General features: G+C 71.2%; 11 protein-coding genes. 8 read left to right on the plus strand and 3 right to left on the minus strand.

Annotated elements, in window-relative coordinates; translation table 11 throughout:
• The first annotated feature begins 69 nt into the window (after positions 1-69).
• Genes D0T12_RS30565 through D0T12_RS30580 form a run of 5 tightly spaced genes read left to right on the plus strand, consistent with a single transcriptional unit; the run spans position 70 to position 5,066 of the window.
• Complete coding sequence (locus tag D0T12_RS30565; protein WP_117404020.1) at positions 70-1,038, plus strand: STM4015 family protein; 969 nt, start codon at positions 70-72, stop codon at positions 1,036-1,038.
• On the plus strand, positions 1,035-2,144 hold the full coding sequence (locus tag D0T12_RS30570) for an STM4014 family protein (protein WP_117404022.1): 1,110 nt from the start codon (positions 1,035-1,037) through the stop codon (positions 2,142-2,144). The genes D0T12_RS30565 and D0T12_RS30570 overlap by 4 nt, the downstream gene beginning before the upstream one ends.
• Positions 2,129-2,932 (plus strand): STM4013/SEN3800 family hydrolase, encoded by an 804-nt coding sequence (locus D0T12_RS36830; protein WP_233526379.1) that lies wholly within the window; start codon positions 2,129-2,131, stop codon positions 2,930-2,932. The genes D0T12_RS30570 and D0T12_RS36830 overlap by 16 nt, the downstream gene beginning before the upstream one ends.
• Positions 2,929-4,212, plus strand: a complete 1,284-nt coding sequence (locus tag D0T12_RS30575) for an STM4012 family radical SAM protein (protein WP_233526380.1) — start codon at positions 2,929-2,931, stop codon at positions 4,210-4,212. The genes D0T12_RS36830 and D0T12_RS30575 overlap by 4 nt, the downstream gene beginning before the upstream one ends.
• The gene (locus D0T12_RS30580; RefSeq protein WP_117404025.1) at positions 4,212-5,066 is read left to right on the plus strand and encodes an STM4011 family radical SAM protein; all 855 of its coding nucleotides are present in this window, start codon (positions 4,212-4,214) and stop codon (positions 5,064-5,066) included. The genes D0T12_RS30575 and D0T12_RS30580 overlap by 1 nt, the downstream gene beginning before the upstream one ends.
• A 378-nt stretch (positions 5,067-5,444) precedes the next feature.
• On the opposite strand, the gene D0T12_RS30585 is transcribed toward D0T12_RS30580, so the two are convergent.
• From D0T12_RS30585 to D0T12_RS30595, 3 genes are read right to left on the minus strand one after another with little or no spacing between them, the layout of a single operon-like run.
• A complete protein-coding gene (locus D0T12_RS30585) occupies positions 5,445-6,572 on the minus strand; it encodes a DUF6745 domain-containing protein (protein ID WP_117404027.1) in 1,128 nt (375 codons plus the stop codon).
• Between the two features lie 9 nt (positions 6,573-6,581).
• The gene (locus tag D0T12_RS30590; RefSeq protein WP_117404029.1) at positions 6,582-6,908 is read right to left on the minus strand and encodes a hypothetical protein; all 327 of its coding nucleotides are present in this window, start codon (positions 6,906-6,908) and stop codon (positions 6,582-6,584) included.
• 52 nt (positions 6,909-6,960) lie between these two features.
• Complete coding sequence (locus D0T12_RS30595) at positions 6,961-8,289, minus strand: threonine/serine exporter family protein (RefSeq protein WP_233526381.1); 1,329 nt, start codon at positions 8,287-8,289, stop codon at positions 6,961-6,963.
• 183 nt (positions 8,290-8,472) lie between these two features.
• Here D0T12_RS30595 and D0T12_RS30600 point away from each other — a divergent pair, with 183 nt between their 5' ends.
• From D0T12_RS30600 to D0T12_RS30610, 3 genes are all read left to right on the plus strand, one after another.
• Entirely contained in the window at positions 8,473-10,566 is a 2,094-nt protein-coding gene (locus D0T12_RS30600; RefSeq protein WP_117404033.1) for a RecQ family ATP-dependent DNA helicase, read from the plus strand.
• 652 nt (positions 10,567-11,218) lie between these two features.
• A complete protein-coding gene (locus tag D0T12_RS30605; protein WP_199487795.1) occupies positions 11,219-12,244 on the plus strand; it encodes a LysR family transcriptional regulator in 1,026 nt (341 codons plus the stop codon).
• Positions 12,245-12,347: 103 nt separating this feature from the next.
• Positions 12,348-13,568 (plus strand): PP2C family protein-serine/threonine phosphatase, encoded by a 1,221-nt coding sequence (locus D0T12_RS30610; protein ID WP_199487796.1) that lies wholly within the window; start codon positions 12,348-12,350, stop codon positions 13,566-13,568.
• Positions 13,569-13,629: the final 61 nt, after the last annotated feature.

The following is a 13,629-nucleotide window of genomic DNA, read 5'->3' on the forward strand; positions in this document are numbered from 1 at the left end:
ATTGCGCGGTGTACTGTCCGTCGCTCCTGATAGGACAGGGCCCGACGATCTCGCTCGCGAAGGGGACCCATGGGCGTTTACCAGCACCTCGAAGAGTACGTCGGCCTGCCGGTGGTCACGTTCAACGAAGAGACGCGACCGGACGGGACCGAGGAGGACGACGGCCGCGGGTCCGGGCCCGGCGGGGAGTTCCCGCCCGCGGCGGAGGCCGCCTGGTACGTCGGGACGTCCTTCAACGGGGAGTCCTTCGCGGACACGTTCGCGCGGTTCCTCCAGGTTGTCGACACCACCGAGGTCACGGCACTGATCATCGGCTACTGGGGCGCGTCCTACGACGACGACGTCGCCGACCCGGTCGATCTGCTGGAGAAGGCCGCCGGGTCGTTTCCCAAGCTGAAGGCGCTGTTCCTCGGCGACATCACCGGGGAGGAGTCGGAGATCTCCTGGATCGAGCACTCCGACATCTCCCCGCTGTTCACCGCGTTCCCCGACCTGGAGCGGTTCGAGGTCCGCGGCTCACAGGGGCTGCGGCTCGAACCGATCAAGAGCGACCGGCTGAGGGTGCTGCGGTTCGAGTCGGGCGGGCTGCCCGCGCACGTCGTCCGGACCGTGGGAGCGAGCGACCTGCCGAACCTGGAGCATCTCGACCTGTGGCTCGGCGAGGAAAACTACGGCGGTGACACGACCGTCGCCGACCTCGCGCCGTTCCTCAGCGGCGAACGGTTCCCCGCCCTGCGCCATCTCGGCCTGGAGGACAGCGAGATTCAGGACGAGATCGCGGCGGCGGTCGCGGGCGCGCCCGTCGTGGCCCGGTTGGAGTCGCTCAGCCTCGCGATGGGGATTCTCACCGACCAGGGCGCCGAGGCGCTGCTGTCCGGTCAGCCGCTGACGCATCTGCACGCTCTCGACCTGCACCACCACTTCCTCTCGGACGCCATGATGGAGCGGGTGAAGGCGGCGCTTCCCGACGTCGAGGTCGACCTGGACGAACAGGAGAACCGGGACGACGACTGGCGGTTCATCGCGGTGTCGGAGTGACGTTCACGGTCGTCGGCACGCCCGGCGATCGGCGTCCCGCGCTGTTCGCGGCGGCGTGCCGGTCGTCGGGGCTGCCCGAGCCCCGGCTCGTCGCGTGGACGGACGTGCTGCGCGGCGCCGACCTCGACCTGCGCCCCGGTGACCTGCTGCGCGTCGACTCGCCGGGGGAGGACCCGGAGGCCGACGCGCTGCTGCGCGGCCCGGGCGATCCGGCCCGGGTCGGGGGCGGAGCGCGCTGGTACCGGACGTTCACGGCGGCCCTCGGCCGGTTGTCGGCGGCGGCGTCGGCCTCCGGTGCGCGGCTCCTCGGCGATGTCGAGGAGATCGCGGTCATGTTCGACAAGCGGCTCGCCCATGCCCGCCTCCTGGCCGCCGGGGTGCCCGTCCCGCCCGCCCTGCCGGAGGTCGACGGCTACGCGGCGCTTCGCTCGCGGATGGACGAGGCGGGGGAGCGGCGGGTGTTCGTCAAACCGGCGCACGGCTCGTCCGCGTCCGGGGTCGTCGCGTTGCAGATCGCGCCGGGCCGGGTCAGGGCGGTCACGTCGGCGTCCATGACGGGCGACGTCCTGGTCAACTCGCTGCGCGTACGCGCCTACGACACCGAGCACGAGGTCGCGGCCCTCATCGACGGGCTCGCGCCCGACGGGTTGCACGTGGAGCGGTGGATGCCGAAGGCCACGGTCGGCGGCCGTGTGTTCGATCTGCGGGTCGTCGTCGTCGACGGTGAGCCGACGCACGCGGTCGCCCGGACGAGCCGGCACCCGATGACGAACCTGCATCTGGGCGGTGCGCGAGGAGATCTGACCGCGGTGCGGCGGGCCCTTGGGCCGGACGGATGGCGACGGGCCCTCGCCGTGTGCGCGCGGGCCGCCGCCTGCTTCCCGGGCAGTCTCATGGTCGGCGTCGACCTGCTCGTCGGCCGGGGGATGAAGCGGTTCGCGGTCTGCGAGGTCAACGCGTTCGGCGACCTGCTCCCCGGGCTGACCGGATTCCCCGGCGGCCCCGCGGAGCGGCTCGACACCTATGCCGCCCAGGTCAAAGCCGTTCTCGCGGGCACGTGGGGCACGTCGGGCACGACGGGGAAGACGGCATGCGTCACGACATGAACGACATCGTCGGCAGCCATGACCTGCTGATGGTGACTCTCGACACCCTCCGCTACGACGTGGCCGCCGAACTGGCCGCGTCCGGGGAGACGCCCACCCTTACAAGACATCTCCCGGACGGCCGCTGGGAGCGCCGCCACACACCGGGCAGCTTCACCTACGCAGCGCACGCGGCGATGCTGGCCGGTTTCCTGCCGACACCCGCGTCGCCCGGACGGCACCCGCGTCTCTTCGCCGGAACGTTCCCGGGCAGCGAGACGACCACCGACGGCACATGGACGTTCGACGCCGCCGACCTGCCGTCCGGGCTCGCCACCGCCGGGTACCACACGGTCTGCGTGGGCGGCGTCGGGTTCTTCAACAAGCTGACACCGCTCGGTTCAGCACTGCCGTCACTGTTCGCCGAAAGCCACTGGGCACGCGAGTTCGGCGTGACCGAACCGAAGTCGCTGCCCAACCAGATCGACCGCGTCGCCGAGATCATGGCGCGGCTGCCCGCCGACCGTCGCCTGTTCATGTTGGTGAACGTCGCGTCCCTGCACCAGCCCAACTGGTTCTACCTGGACGGCGCCACACCCTCCGACGGGGACACCCGCGCCAGTCACGCCGCCGCGCTTCGACACATCGACGCGCACATCGACCGGTTGTTCTCACTGATGCGCCGCCCCTGCTTCGTCATCGTGTGCTCCGACCATGGGACCGCGTACGGCGAGGACGGCCACACCGGGCACCGCATCGGCCACGAGGTCGTCTGGACCGTCCCGTACGGGGAGTTCGTACTGTCGTGAATCCTTACCAGGCGTACGTCTACGCCTACCCGCACAAGACCGCGTACCGTCCGTTTCCCGTCCCTCCCGCGCTGCGCGACGTCTGGGCCGGTGAGTCACTCGACGCGCTCTTCCTCTACCTGCACGTGCCCTTCTGCGAGATGCGGTGCGGCTTCTGCAACCTGTTCACCCGCACCGGCGCGCCCGAAGAGCTGACCGGTGCCTACCTGGACGCCCTCGACCGTCAGGCCACCGCCGTCCTGGACGCGCTGGGCGACGCCGGTTCCTTCGCCACCGCCGCTTTCGGCGGCGGCACACCGACCTATCTCACCGCGCACGAACTGGAACGCCTCTGCGACATCGCCGGACGGTTCCCAGGATTCGGCGCGATTCCGCTGGGCGTGGAGACCTCACCGGCGACCGCGACCACCGACCGGCTGACCGTGCTCGCCGACCGGGGAACGACCCGGATCTCCATCGGCGTGCAGACCTTCCTCGACGACGAGGCCCGCGCGGCCGTCCGGCCACAGAAACGCGCCGAGGTCGAGGCCGCGCTGGGCCGGATCCGTGCCGTGGGCTTCCCGACCCTCAACATCGACCTCATCTACGGCATCGACGGCCAGACGCCCACGACCTGGACCCGCTCCCTGGACGCCGCGCTCGCCTGGCGGCCCGAGGAGATCTACCTCTATCCCCTCTACGTCCGGCCGCTGACCGGCCTCGGCCACCGCGCGAAGGACTGGGACGACCACCGCCTCGGCCTCTACCGGATCGGCCGGGACCACCTCCTCGCCGAAGGCTACGAACAGGTGTCGATGCGGATGTTCCGTCTACCCTCCGACACCGCCAACGGCACCGAATACTGCTGCCAGACCGATGGCATGGTCGGGCTGGGCTGCGGAGCTCGCTCGTACACCTCGCGCCTGCACTACTCGTTCGAGTACGCGGTCGAGACACGGGCGGTGCGTTCCATCATCGACGACTACGTCCGCGAGGACGACTTCACCACCGCCCGCGTCGGCTTCCCGTTGGACGACGACGAACGCCGCCGCCGACACCTCATCCAGTCGCTCCTACAAGCGGAAGGCTTGAACCGAAGCCTCTACAGATCCCGCTTCGGTACAGACCCACTGGACGACTTCCCCCTCGACCTCAAGACCTTCCAAGACCGCGGATGGCTGGACACGTCCGGCAGCACGCTGCGGCTGACATCAGAAGGTCTCGCCTACTCCGACGCCATCGGCCCGGCATTGTTCTCACCGCAGGTCCAGGCGCTGATGGCGTCCTACGAGGCCCGCTGATGGAGCATCTGACCATCCTCTACCGGGGGCCGCTCGCCAGTTGCGACTACGACTGTCCGTACTGCCCCTTCGCCAAACGCCGTGACAGCCGGGAGCAACTCCGCGCCGACCGCGCCGCGCTCGAACGCTTCACGAAGTGGGTCACCGCCCAGGACCACCGAGTCTCCGTCCTGTTCACACCATGGGGCGAGGGTCTCGTCCGGTCCTGGTACCGGCGTGCCCTCGTCGAACTGAGCCACCTGCCGCACATCGAACGGGTCGCGATCCAGACGAACCTGAGCCACCGCGTGTCATGGACGTCCGATGCCGACCGGACCCGCCTGGCGCTGTGGGCCACCTACCACCCCGGCCAAGTGGCCTACGACCGGTTCCTCGCTAAATGTCGTGACCTGGACGCCCGTGGGGTGCGGTTCAGCGTCGGCATCGTCGGCCTGCCGGAACACCTCGACGACGCCCGGCGCCTCCGCGCCGACCTGCCCGCCGGAACGTACCTGTGGGTCAACGCCGCCGAAGGCCACCGGTACAGCGACGCCGAAGCGGACTCCTGGACGGCCATCGACCCCCTGTTCCCGGTGAGCCGCCGCCCGCACGCCAGCCGCGGCCTTCCCTGCCGGACGGGCGACACCGTCGTCTCCGTCGACGGCGACGGAACCGTCCGCCGCTGCCATTTCGTCCCCACCGTCCTCGGCAACCTGTACGACGACTCGTTCCGGAACGCCCTCGCCCCCCGCTCGTGCCCCCTCGACACGTGCGACTGCCATATCGGCTACGTCCACCTGGAACCCCTCGGCCTGTACGACACATTCGCCGGAGGCATCCTGGAACGCATCCCCGCCCTCCTCGCCCACAGCTAGACCCCGCCCCCGTGCCGCGGAGGGACGACACGATGCGCGGTGGCTCTGGCCACCGCATAACCGAGTGACTCGCCTGGTGAAACGACGCCGAAGGCGGCCTCACCATGCTTACCGCTAGGTGATTTCATGTCCGCTCGAACCGGGGACGGGGGCTTGCCTGGATCTTTCCCACGGGGTTTCGGCTTCCACGTGCTCGTGTGACCTGCGAATGAGGTGACGCCGAAGGCGGGTTCCACCACGCGAACAGCGAAGCGATGGTGTGGGCGTCCGGGAATGGCCGCGTGATGTGCCCGCAGGCGAGGTGCTGTGAGGCTCGAACCTGCGGGAGCACACGGATCGACGGCTGCCCGCCCGGGGTTGGGTGGCCCCGGGCGGGGGTCAGGTCTGTTTTTCGGGGTGGTAGTCGGCCTCGTCCACACCGAACGTCCAGGCGACGCCCGCGCGGGCCGTGCGGGTGTCGGGCGGGACGCGCAGGTAGTAGGTGCGGTAGGTGCCGTCCGGCTCCGGGGTGGAGTTCACCACCTCCACCATGACCACCGGTTCGTCGCCGGGCAGGTCGATCGACCACAGGACGCCCGTCTCGTCCCGGTGGACGGGGCGCGCGCCGGTCTCGGCCAGGTAGCGGTCGTAGCCGAAGATCTCCAGCATCACCCGGCGCAGCTCGGCGTTCTCCTCGGACAGGATGCGGGACGCCGTGAGGTCGGTCAGCGAGTCGATGAAGTCGTGGGGGATCGGCATCCCGCGCCAGGCGTGCAACGCGAAACCGTCGGGGTAGGCGAGGGCGGGGCCGTCACCGCGGTGCAACCGTCCGGGCTCGTCACGGTGCAGCTCGGACGGGCGTTCCGACAGGATCACCAGCCGCTCGTAGGGCCACCACCAGCCGGTGGCGCGGGCCGCGTCGGCGAGGCCCGCGAGCGGGCCGTCCAGCCGTCCGAGCGTCTCGAACAGCGCCAGCCACGGCGCGTCGTGCTGGCCGAGGACCGCGTCGAGCGACGCGCTCCGCAGGAGGGACGCCGCCTCCGCCCGTTCGGCGGACTCCTCGCCCTCCGCCACCGCCCCGATCGCGGCGCGAACACGCGTGACCAGGGACTGCACCTGGTCCCAGAGGAGACCACCCGTCTCGGCCCATACGCGCGGCCACTGCTCCGGCCCCTGTTCGGAACAGGCCGCGGCGCGTTCGGTCTCCCACGGGCGCGTTCGCACCGCGGCGAGGACGCTCGGCCCGGCGGCGGCGCCCGCCAGATCGGCCCTGGCCTGGTCGACGAGGTCACCGAGCCCCGCCTTGGCCAACGCGTCGCCGTGCCCGGCCAGCAGGGCCGCGACCGCCGCGCCGCGGACGGGGGAGGGCACCCAGATGTACCGTTCGGGGGCGTCCAGACCGGCGGCCGTGTACGCTGCCGCGACGGCGGTCTCCGCCCGGTCGCGGTCGGCGGGGCCGGTGCCGAACGCGACCGACTGCCAGTCGCCCACCACGTAGTGGGGTTCGCGTGTTGTCACGGTGAGCATTCCGGCCCCTCAGTCGGCCACGACACGGACGGAACCGGGCACGTACTCACGCTGGCGGATCACCCGGTACCAGCCCTTCGGCAGGCTGATCGGGGCGTGCTCCTCATGGACGAGCCGTCCGCCCGACGGCAGGTGCAGATGGTCCGGCGCGAGCGGGTCGGGAACCCGCAGCAGCGACCCGGGCGCGGACAACGCGTGCGCGTGCCCGGTCGCCTCGCCGAGCGCGAGGACCATGCGTCCACGGCCGTCCCGCGGTGCCGGAGGCAGGTCGCGCACGGACCGCGGAACCGCCTCCTCGGACACGGGCAGGATCAGGATGTCTCCCTGTCGGTACATGCCGTGAACGTAACGTCCGCCACCGACAGAACGAGCGCCTCCGCCCGCCGCGTCAGAACCCGCGGGTGCGGCGCGCCGCCGGGCGGGCCCAGCGCCCGGACGCGGTCAACCCGACGTGCTGGAACGCCCGGACGAGTTCACCGCCGAGGTTGACGCCCGCGCCGAGCGCGAGGGCCACCGACACCGCGCCGATCAGGCTCAGCACACCCGACTCGGGGGAACCGGTGTTGAGCTCGACCATGCCCCGGTAGAGCGCCGTTCCCGGCAGCAGGGGTCCGATGGCGGGGACGACGTACGGCATGACCGGCTGTCCGTGCCTGCGCGCCAACCAGTTCGCCAGGACGCCGACGACGGTGGCGGACACGGCCGCCGCCAGCACTGATGGAACGTGCCAACCGCGGACGAGGACGTACAGCACCCAGATCAGGCCACCACCCAGGGCCGCGGCGGTCAGCACGTCCCGCGGCACGGCGAGCGACACCGCGAACGTCAGCGAGATCCCGGCGGCGGCCAGCACGGCGACCGGTTCGAGCGACGCCGCGGGCGTGGGCAGGTGCCGGACGTCGATCGGCGCGCCCAACGAGACCGCGAGGTAGACGACCGCGCCCAGCCCCGACACGATCGCCGCGATCATGAAGAAGACCTCCAGCACCCGCGCCCCCGCGCTGACCAGGTCACCGGTGATGCCGTCCTGGATGCTGGCGACCAGCGGACGTCCCGGCAGCAGCGCCAGGATCGCGCCCGTGACGACCGTCGCGGCCTGGCCCGGATTGCCCATCGCCACCACGATCGCGGCCGCCCCCGCCCCGATCGCGGCGGCCACCGTCAACTGGAAGAACTCCGCGATGCCCCGGCGCGCCAGCGCGGCGGCGGCGCGGTCGCCGAGCAGGGTGGCGATGAACGCCGTACCGGCCACGAGCGGTCCACCGCCGGTCAGCACACTGCCGGACGCCGCGATCAGCCCCAGCGACACGACCAGCAACCACGCCGGGTACGGGGGGCGGGCCGTCTTTATCCGCGCGAGCCTCGCATGGGCCTGGTCGAGTTCCAGCATCCCGATGGACGCCTGCTGGACGAGTTCGTGCAACGCGGTGAGCCGCCAGAACGCCGGTGTACGGCGGCGGATGGCCCGCGTCCCCGTCACCGGAGGCTGGCCCTTCCCGGGATGCGCGGAAACCAGCAGGCTCGTCAGCGTGACCTGCACTTCGCAGCGGGGAAGCTCGAAGGCGACCGCCAATCCGAGCATGGCCTCGTTCACGCGCTCGGTCGTCTCACCGCTCGCCAGAAGCAGCTCACCGACCCGCAGGACGAGGTCGACGGCCCGCGGATCGACGATGTCGCCGGGCTCCTCTTCCGGGGGTTCGGGGGGCGTGTGGTCCATCAGGACCTGCCACGTTCGCCGCAAGCGTTCCCCCGCGCCCATCCCCGCCCGTGTTCCTTCCCCGCCGGAAACCGATCTTGAGGGGCAGGCTACCCGCGCCACCGCGTCCGAAAATCGTGCCTCGCCTATCCACAGAACGGGGTTCTGGTGCGGGGTGCTCCGCGCCGCTGGTACGAAGGACGCATGAGCAATCCCGACGCGCTCCGTGACGAGGCCGAGCGCTGCCTGCGCGCACTCGCGGGCGACCACGCCCGGCTCCGCGACGACCAGTGGACGGCGATCGGCGCCCTGGTCGTGGAGCGACGCCGGGCCCTGGTGGTCCAGCGCACCGGCTGGGGCAAGTCCGCCGTCTACTTCGTGGCCACCCGGCTGCTCCGCGACCGCGGCGCCGGGCCCACCGTGATCGTCTCGCCGCTGCTGGCGCTGATGCGCAACCAGATCGAGGCCGCCGACCGCGCGGGCATCCACGCCCGCACCGTGAACTCGGCCAACACCGCCGACTGGGACCAGGTCTTCGCCGAGGTCGAGGCGGGCGCGGTCGACGTCCTGCTGGTCAGCCCCGAACGGCTCAACAACCCCGAGTTCCGTGATCTCGTCCTGCCCAAGCTCGCCGCCGGGGCCGGGCTCGTCGTCGTGGACGAGGCGCACTGCATCTCCGACTGGGGCCACGACTTCCGTCCCGACTACCGGCGGCTGCGAACCCTGCTGGCCGAGCTGCCGCCCGGCACCCCGGTGCTCGCCACCACGGCGACCGCCAACGCCCGCGTCACCCAGGACGTCGCCGAACAACTCGCCGGCGACGACCCCCTCGTCCTGCGCGGCCCGCTCGAACGCGACTCCCTCCACCTCGCCGTCGTCAGGCTGCCCACCGCCGAGCAGCGCGTCGCGTGGCTGGGCGAGCGTCTCAACGAACTCCCCGGCTCGGGCATCATCTACACGCTCACCGTCGCCGCCGCCCACGAGATCGCGGGCTACCTCCGCGACCGGGGCCACGAGGTCGCCGCCTACTCCGGCCAGACCGAACAGGCCGAACGGCTCCAGGCCGAACAGGACCTCCAGGACAACAAGCTGAAGGCCCTCGTCGCCACGAGCGCCCTCGGCATGGGCTTCGACAAGCCCGACCTCGGCTTCATCGTCCATGTCGGCGCCCCGCAGTCGCCGGTCGCCTACTACCAGCAGATCGGACGCGCGGGACGCGGCGTCGACCGCGCCGAGGTGATCCTCCTCCCCGGCCGGGAGGACCGTGACATCTGGGCCTACTTCGCGGGCCTCGCGTTCCCGCCGGAACCCGTCGTCCGGCAGACCCTCGACGTCCTGGAGGCGGCCGGACGTCCGCTGTCCACGGGCGCCCTGGAACCCCACGTCGACCTCAACCGCACCCGTCTCGACATGATGCTGAAGGTCCTCGACGTGGACGGCGCCGTCCACCGCGTGAAGGGCGGCTGGACGGCGACCGGTCGCCCCTGGACCTATGACCGCGAACGCTACGAACGCGTCACCGCCGAACGCCGCCGCGAACAGCAGGCGATGCTCGACTACATAGCGACCTCCACCTGCCGGGAGGAGTACCTACGCCGCCAGCTGGACGACCCCGCCGCGGCCCCCTGCGGCCGCTGCGACAACTGCACGGGACGCCACCGGCCCGCCGACGTCACCGAGAAGAGCGCGCTCCAGGCCCGTGACCGCCTGCACCGCCCCGGCGTCGACATCGCGCCCCGCCGCATGTGGCCCGCCGGTGTGAAGGACGACCTCGGCGTCTCCGGCCGCATCGACCCCGCGCTCCAGGCCGAGACGGGCCGCGCCCTGGGCCGTCTCACCGACATCGGCTGGGGCAACCGGCTCCGCGACCTGTTCGCCGCCGACGACACCGACGTCCCGCCGGACATGCTGGACGCCGTCGTGAAGGTCCTCGCCGCCTGGGACTGGTCCGCCCGCCCCACCGGCGTCGTCACCATCGGCTCCCGATCCCGCCCACGCCTGGTCACCACCTTCGGCCGCCGCATCGCCGACATAGGCCGCCTCCGCTACCTCGGCGAACTGACCCCTCTCGGCGATCCCGCCCCCCGCCGCCACAACAGCGCCCAACGCCTTCGCTCCGTCTGGAACACCCTGACCGTCCCCGACCCCCTGGCCTCGGCCCTCCCCGCCACCCCCGGCCCCCTCCTCCTGGTCGACGACCGCGTGGAAACCGGCTGGACCATGACCGTCGCCACCCGTCTCCTCAAACAATCGGGCGCCCAGACCATCCTCCCCCTGACCCTGTCCACCCCCACCTAATCCACCGGCCTCACGTGCCCCATCCGCACCACCTCGCCCTGCGTCACCTGGGTCTGCCTCGCCGGGCCTGGCCGCCTGAGGTTGTGTCGCCTTGGCCCCGCTTGCCTTGGCCCCGCTCGCCTTGGCCGTCTTGGCGGGGACCGGCCTTGGCCTGCGCCACGACGGGTGACCGGTGCGGTGCCTCCTCGCCCCGCGCGGGAGGCACCGCACCGGGGAGGGGGTGGCGGGTGTGCCGCCCGCGCGCCCCCGTGGGCGCGGGCGGGACCGCCGGTGTGGCCTGGTCCGTCGCGCGTGCCCGTGCGTGCGGGACGATCGAGGTCGGCCCGTGCGCGCGGCCCCGCGCACGGGCCGACGTCCGGCCCCGGCGCCGCGGCGGAGAAGAGCCGCGGCGAACGGGAGTTCGGGTGTCCGGACGGCGGCCCCGGCGGCCGGCACCGCCGGGGCGCGCCCGGGAGCGCCGCCGTCCTGTCGGGACGGATGACGGCGGCGAGCGGATGGCCCGGAGAAAGTGTTCTAGAGATTAGAAAACTCTGTCCAGTTGTTTGGCAGAACATCTTGAGATAAGTTGAACGGGAAATGTCATCACTTCCCGTCAAAGTGACCGTTCGGCCATTTTCGGCGGGCTCCGGAGCAGGTAGTAGGGTCCCCTTCCGTGTCCTCGAACCTCGACGCACTCCTCGACTGCCCGTCCGGGCTGTTGGACATGACGTTCGACCAGCTGCGCACGCTGCTGGTCGTGCGCGAGACGGGGTCCGCGCTGCGGGCCGCCCGGGTCATGGGGCGCGAGCAGTCGAGCGTCCAGAAGCAGCTCGACACCCTGAACCGCAACAGCCAGACGCTGTGCGGCGAGGTGCTGACCGTCCGGCAGGGACGCGGCAAGGACTACCTCTTCACGCCGACCGGCGAGACCACGGTCGAGTTGGCGCGGACGACGTTCGAGAAATGGCTGGAGTCGATCCACTGGAGTCGGCGCCGTCTCGGCAGGATGCTCACCGTCGGAACCACCGAGTTCACGTTGCCGATCGTGTCGCGGGCGTGGGACCGGGTCTCGGAGGAGTTCCGGCAGCGCGAGGTGGAGTTCAAGGTCGCCCACGTCCGGACCAAGGATCTGTGGTCGCGGCTGGAGACCCGGCAGGTCGATCTGATCTGCGGCAGCATCGTCAGCACGCCCGAGGGCGACCTGCGTCTGAAGGAGTACGAGGTCATCGAGTACGCCCGGGGGCAGGCACTGCTGCTCACCAACCTGCCGGAGGCCGAACTGCCGAGCACTCCGGTCGAGACCAGCCGTCTCGGCGGGGTGCCGCTGGTGGTGCCGCCCGCCGGGCTGGTGGCCGACCTGCTCGCCACCTGGTACGGGCCGAACTTCCGGGAACGGCTCTCGGTGGTCGCCGACATCGACGACGTGCACTACGGGCTGTCGCTGCTGCGCTCCGGGTTCGTCCGCGGCTGCATGATCGTCACCGGGTCGATCGGACGTGGGATGGCCGCGCAGGACGATCCGGACGCCGTTCCGCTCCGCACGATCGCCCTGCACGACGATCTGGAGCCCAGGGCCGAGCTCATGACCGGCGCCTTCGTCCGCCGCGCCGACCTCGAACGCTATGACGCCACCCACCCGCTGAACCGCCTGTGGGCCGCGGTGAAGGAGGACGTTCGCACCTACACACCGCTCGCCTGAGCCGGTTCCGCTGAGGCGATTTGACGTGTGACTGTACGCTCGTTAGCGATCTCAAGTACGCCAACCGGTTCTAACCGGCACACATGGCGCATAGAGTCGTTAAGTGAGCAAACCATCCGGCGGCACCTTGGTGGACGTCCTGCGCAGGCTAGAGAACATCCGAGCGATCACCGACGAATCGTTCGTGGACATGGACGTCGACAAGTTCCTCGACACCCTGCTGGAACGCGTCCAGCAGGTGCTGGACGTGGACACCGCCGTCGTGCTGCTGCTCGACCGCCAGGCACAGTACCTCGTGGCGACCGTGGCAAGGGGTATCGAGGAAGAGGTCGCCCAGGCGTCCCACGTTCCGGTGGGAGAGGGTTTCGCCGGGCGCGTCGCCGCCGAGCGACGGCCGGTCTCCCTCCCACACGTCACCGCCGACGAGGTGTACAACCCCCTCCTGGTTCAGCGGGGCCTGCGTTCCCTGCTCGGTGTTCCGCTTCTCGCCTCGGGCACGCTCGTGGGTGTTCTGCACGTCGGAACGGTCCGCGAACGCCGGTTCACCTCGGAGGAAGTCGAATTCCTCCAACTCGCGGCTGGGCAGGCGGCGATGGCCGTGCAGTCCCTGCACAACCGGGCGGAACGCGCCGGGGCCCGGGAACTGCAACGCAGCCTGGTGCCGTCCGTGCCGTCGAGCGTTCCGGGCATCGAGGTGTCCGCCCGGTACCGTCCCGGCAAGGCCGACGTCGGCGGCGACTGGTACGACGTGTTCGCGCTTCCCTCGGGCGAGACGGGCGTCGTCATGGGCGATGTCGTCGGGCACGGGCTGCCGGCCGCCGTCGTGATGGGACGGATGCGCAGCGTCCTGCGGGCCTACTCGCTGGACAGCGATGACCCGGCCGAGGTGCTGGGCAAGCTCGACCGCAAGTTCCGGCATTTCGAGCCCGAGGTGACCGCGACCGCCCTGTACGCGGTGTGCGACGCCACGCCGGACCGGGTCCGGCTGTCCTCGGCGGGGCACCTGCCGCCGATCCTGGCGGTGCCGGGCCGGTCGGCGCAGACGGTCGACATGAAGTCCGACGTGCTGATCGGTCTCGGCGAGGACGTCGCCCGCCACACCGCCGTCATCGACTTCCCGCCGGGCGCCGTGCTGTGCCTCTACACCGACGGTCTGGTGGAGCGCCGCGACAGCGAGATCGACAGCGGGATCTCCCGGTTGTGCGACTCCGTGTACGCCGGGCCGCCCGAGGCGGTCGGGGCCGCGGTCATGAGCGCGCTCGTCGGCCGACTGCCGGCCGAGGACGACGTCGCGCTGCTGGTGCTGCGCCGGTCGCTCTCCTGAACCTCGTCCGGCCGGACGGCACCTGTTGCGCGCTGTAGTACTGCTCGGCCGTGCAGTACCG

It is taken from the genome of Actinomadura spongiicola, assembly GCF_003432485.1.
Taxonomy (GTDB): Bacteria; Actinomycetota; Actinomycetes; order Streptosporangiales; family Streptosporangiaceae; genus Spirillospora; species Spirillospora spongiicola.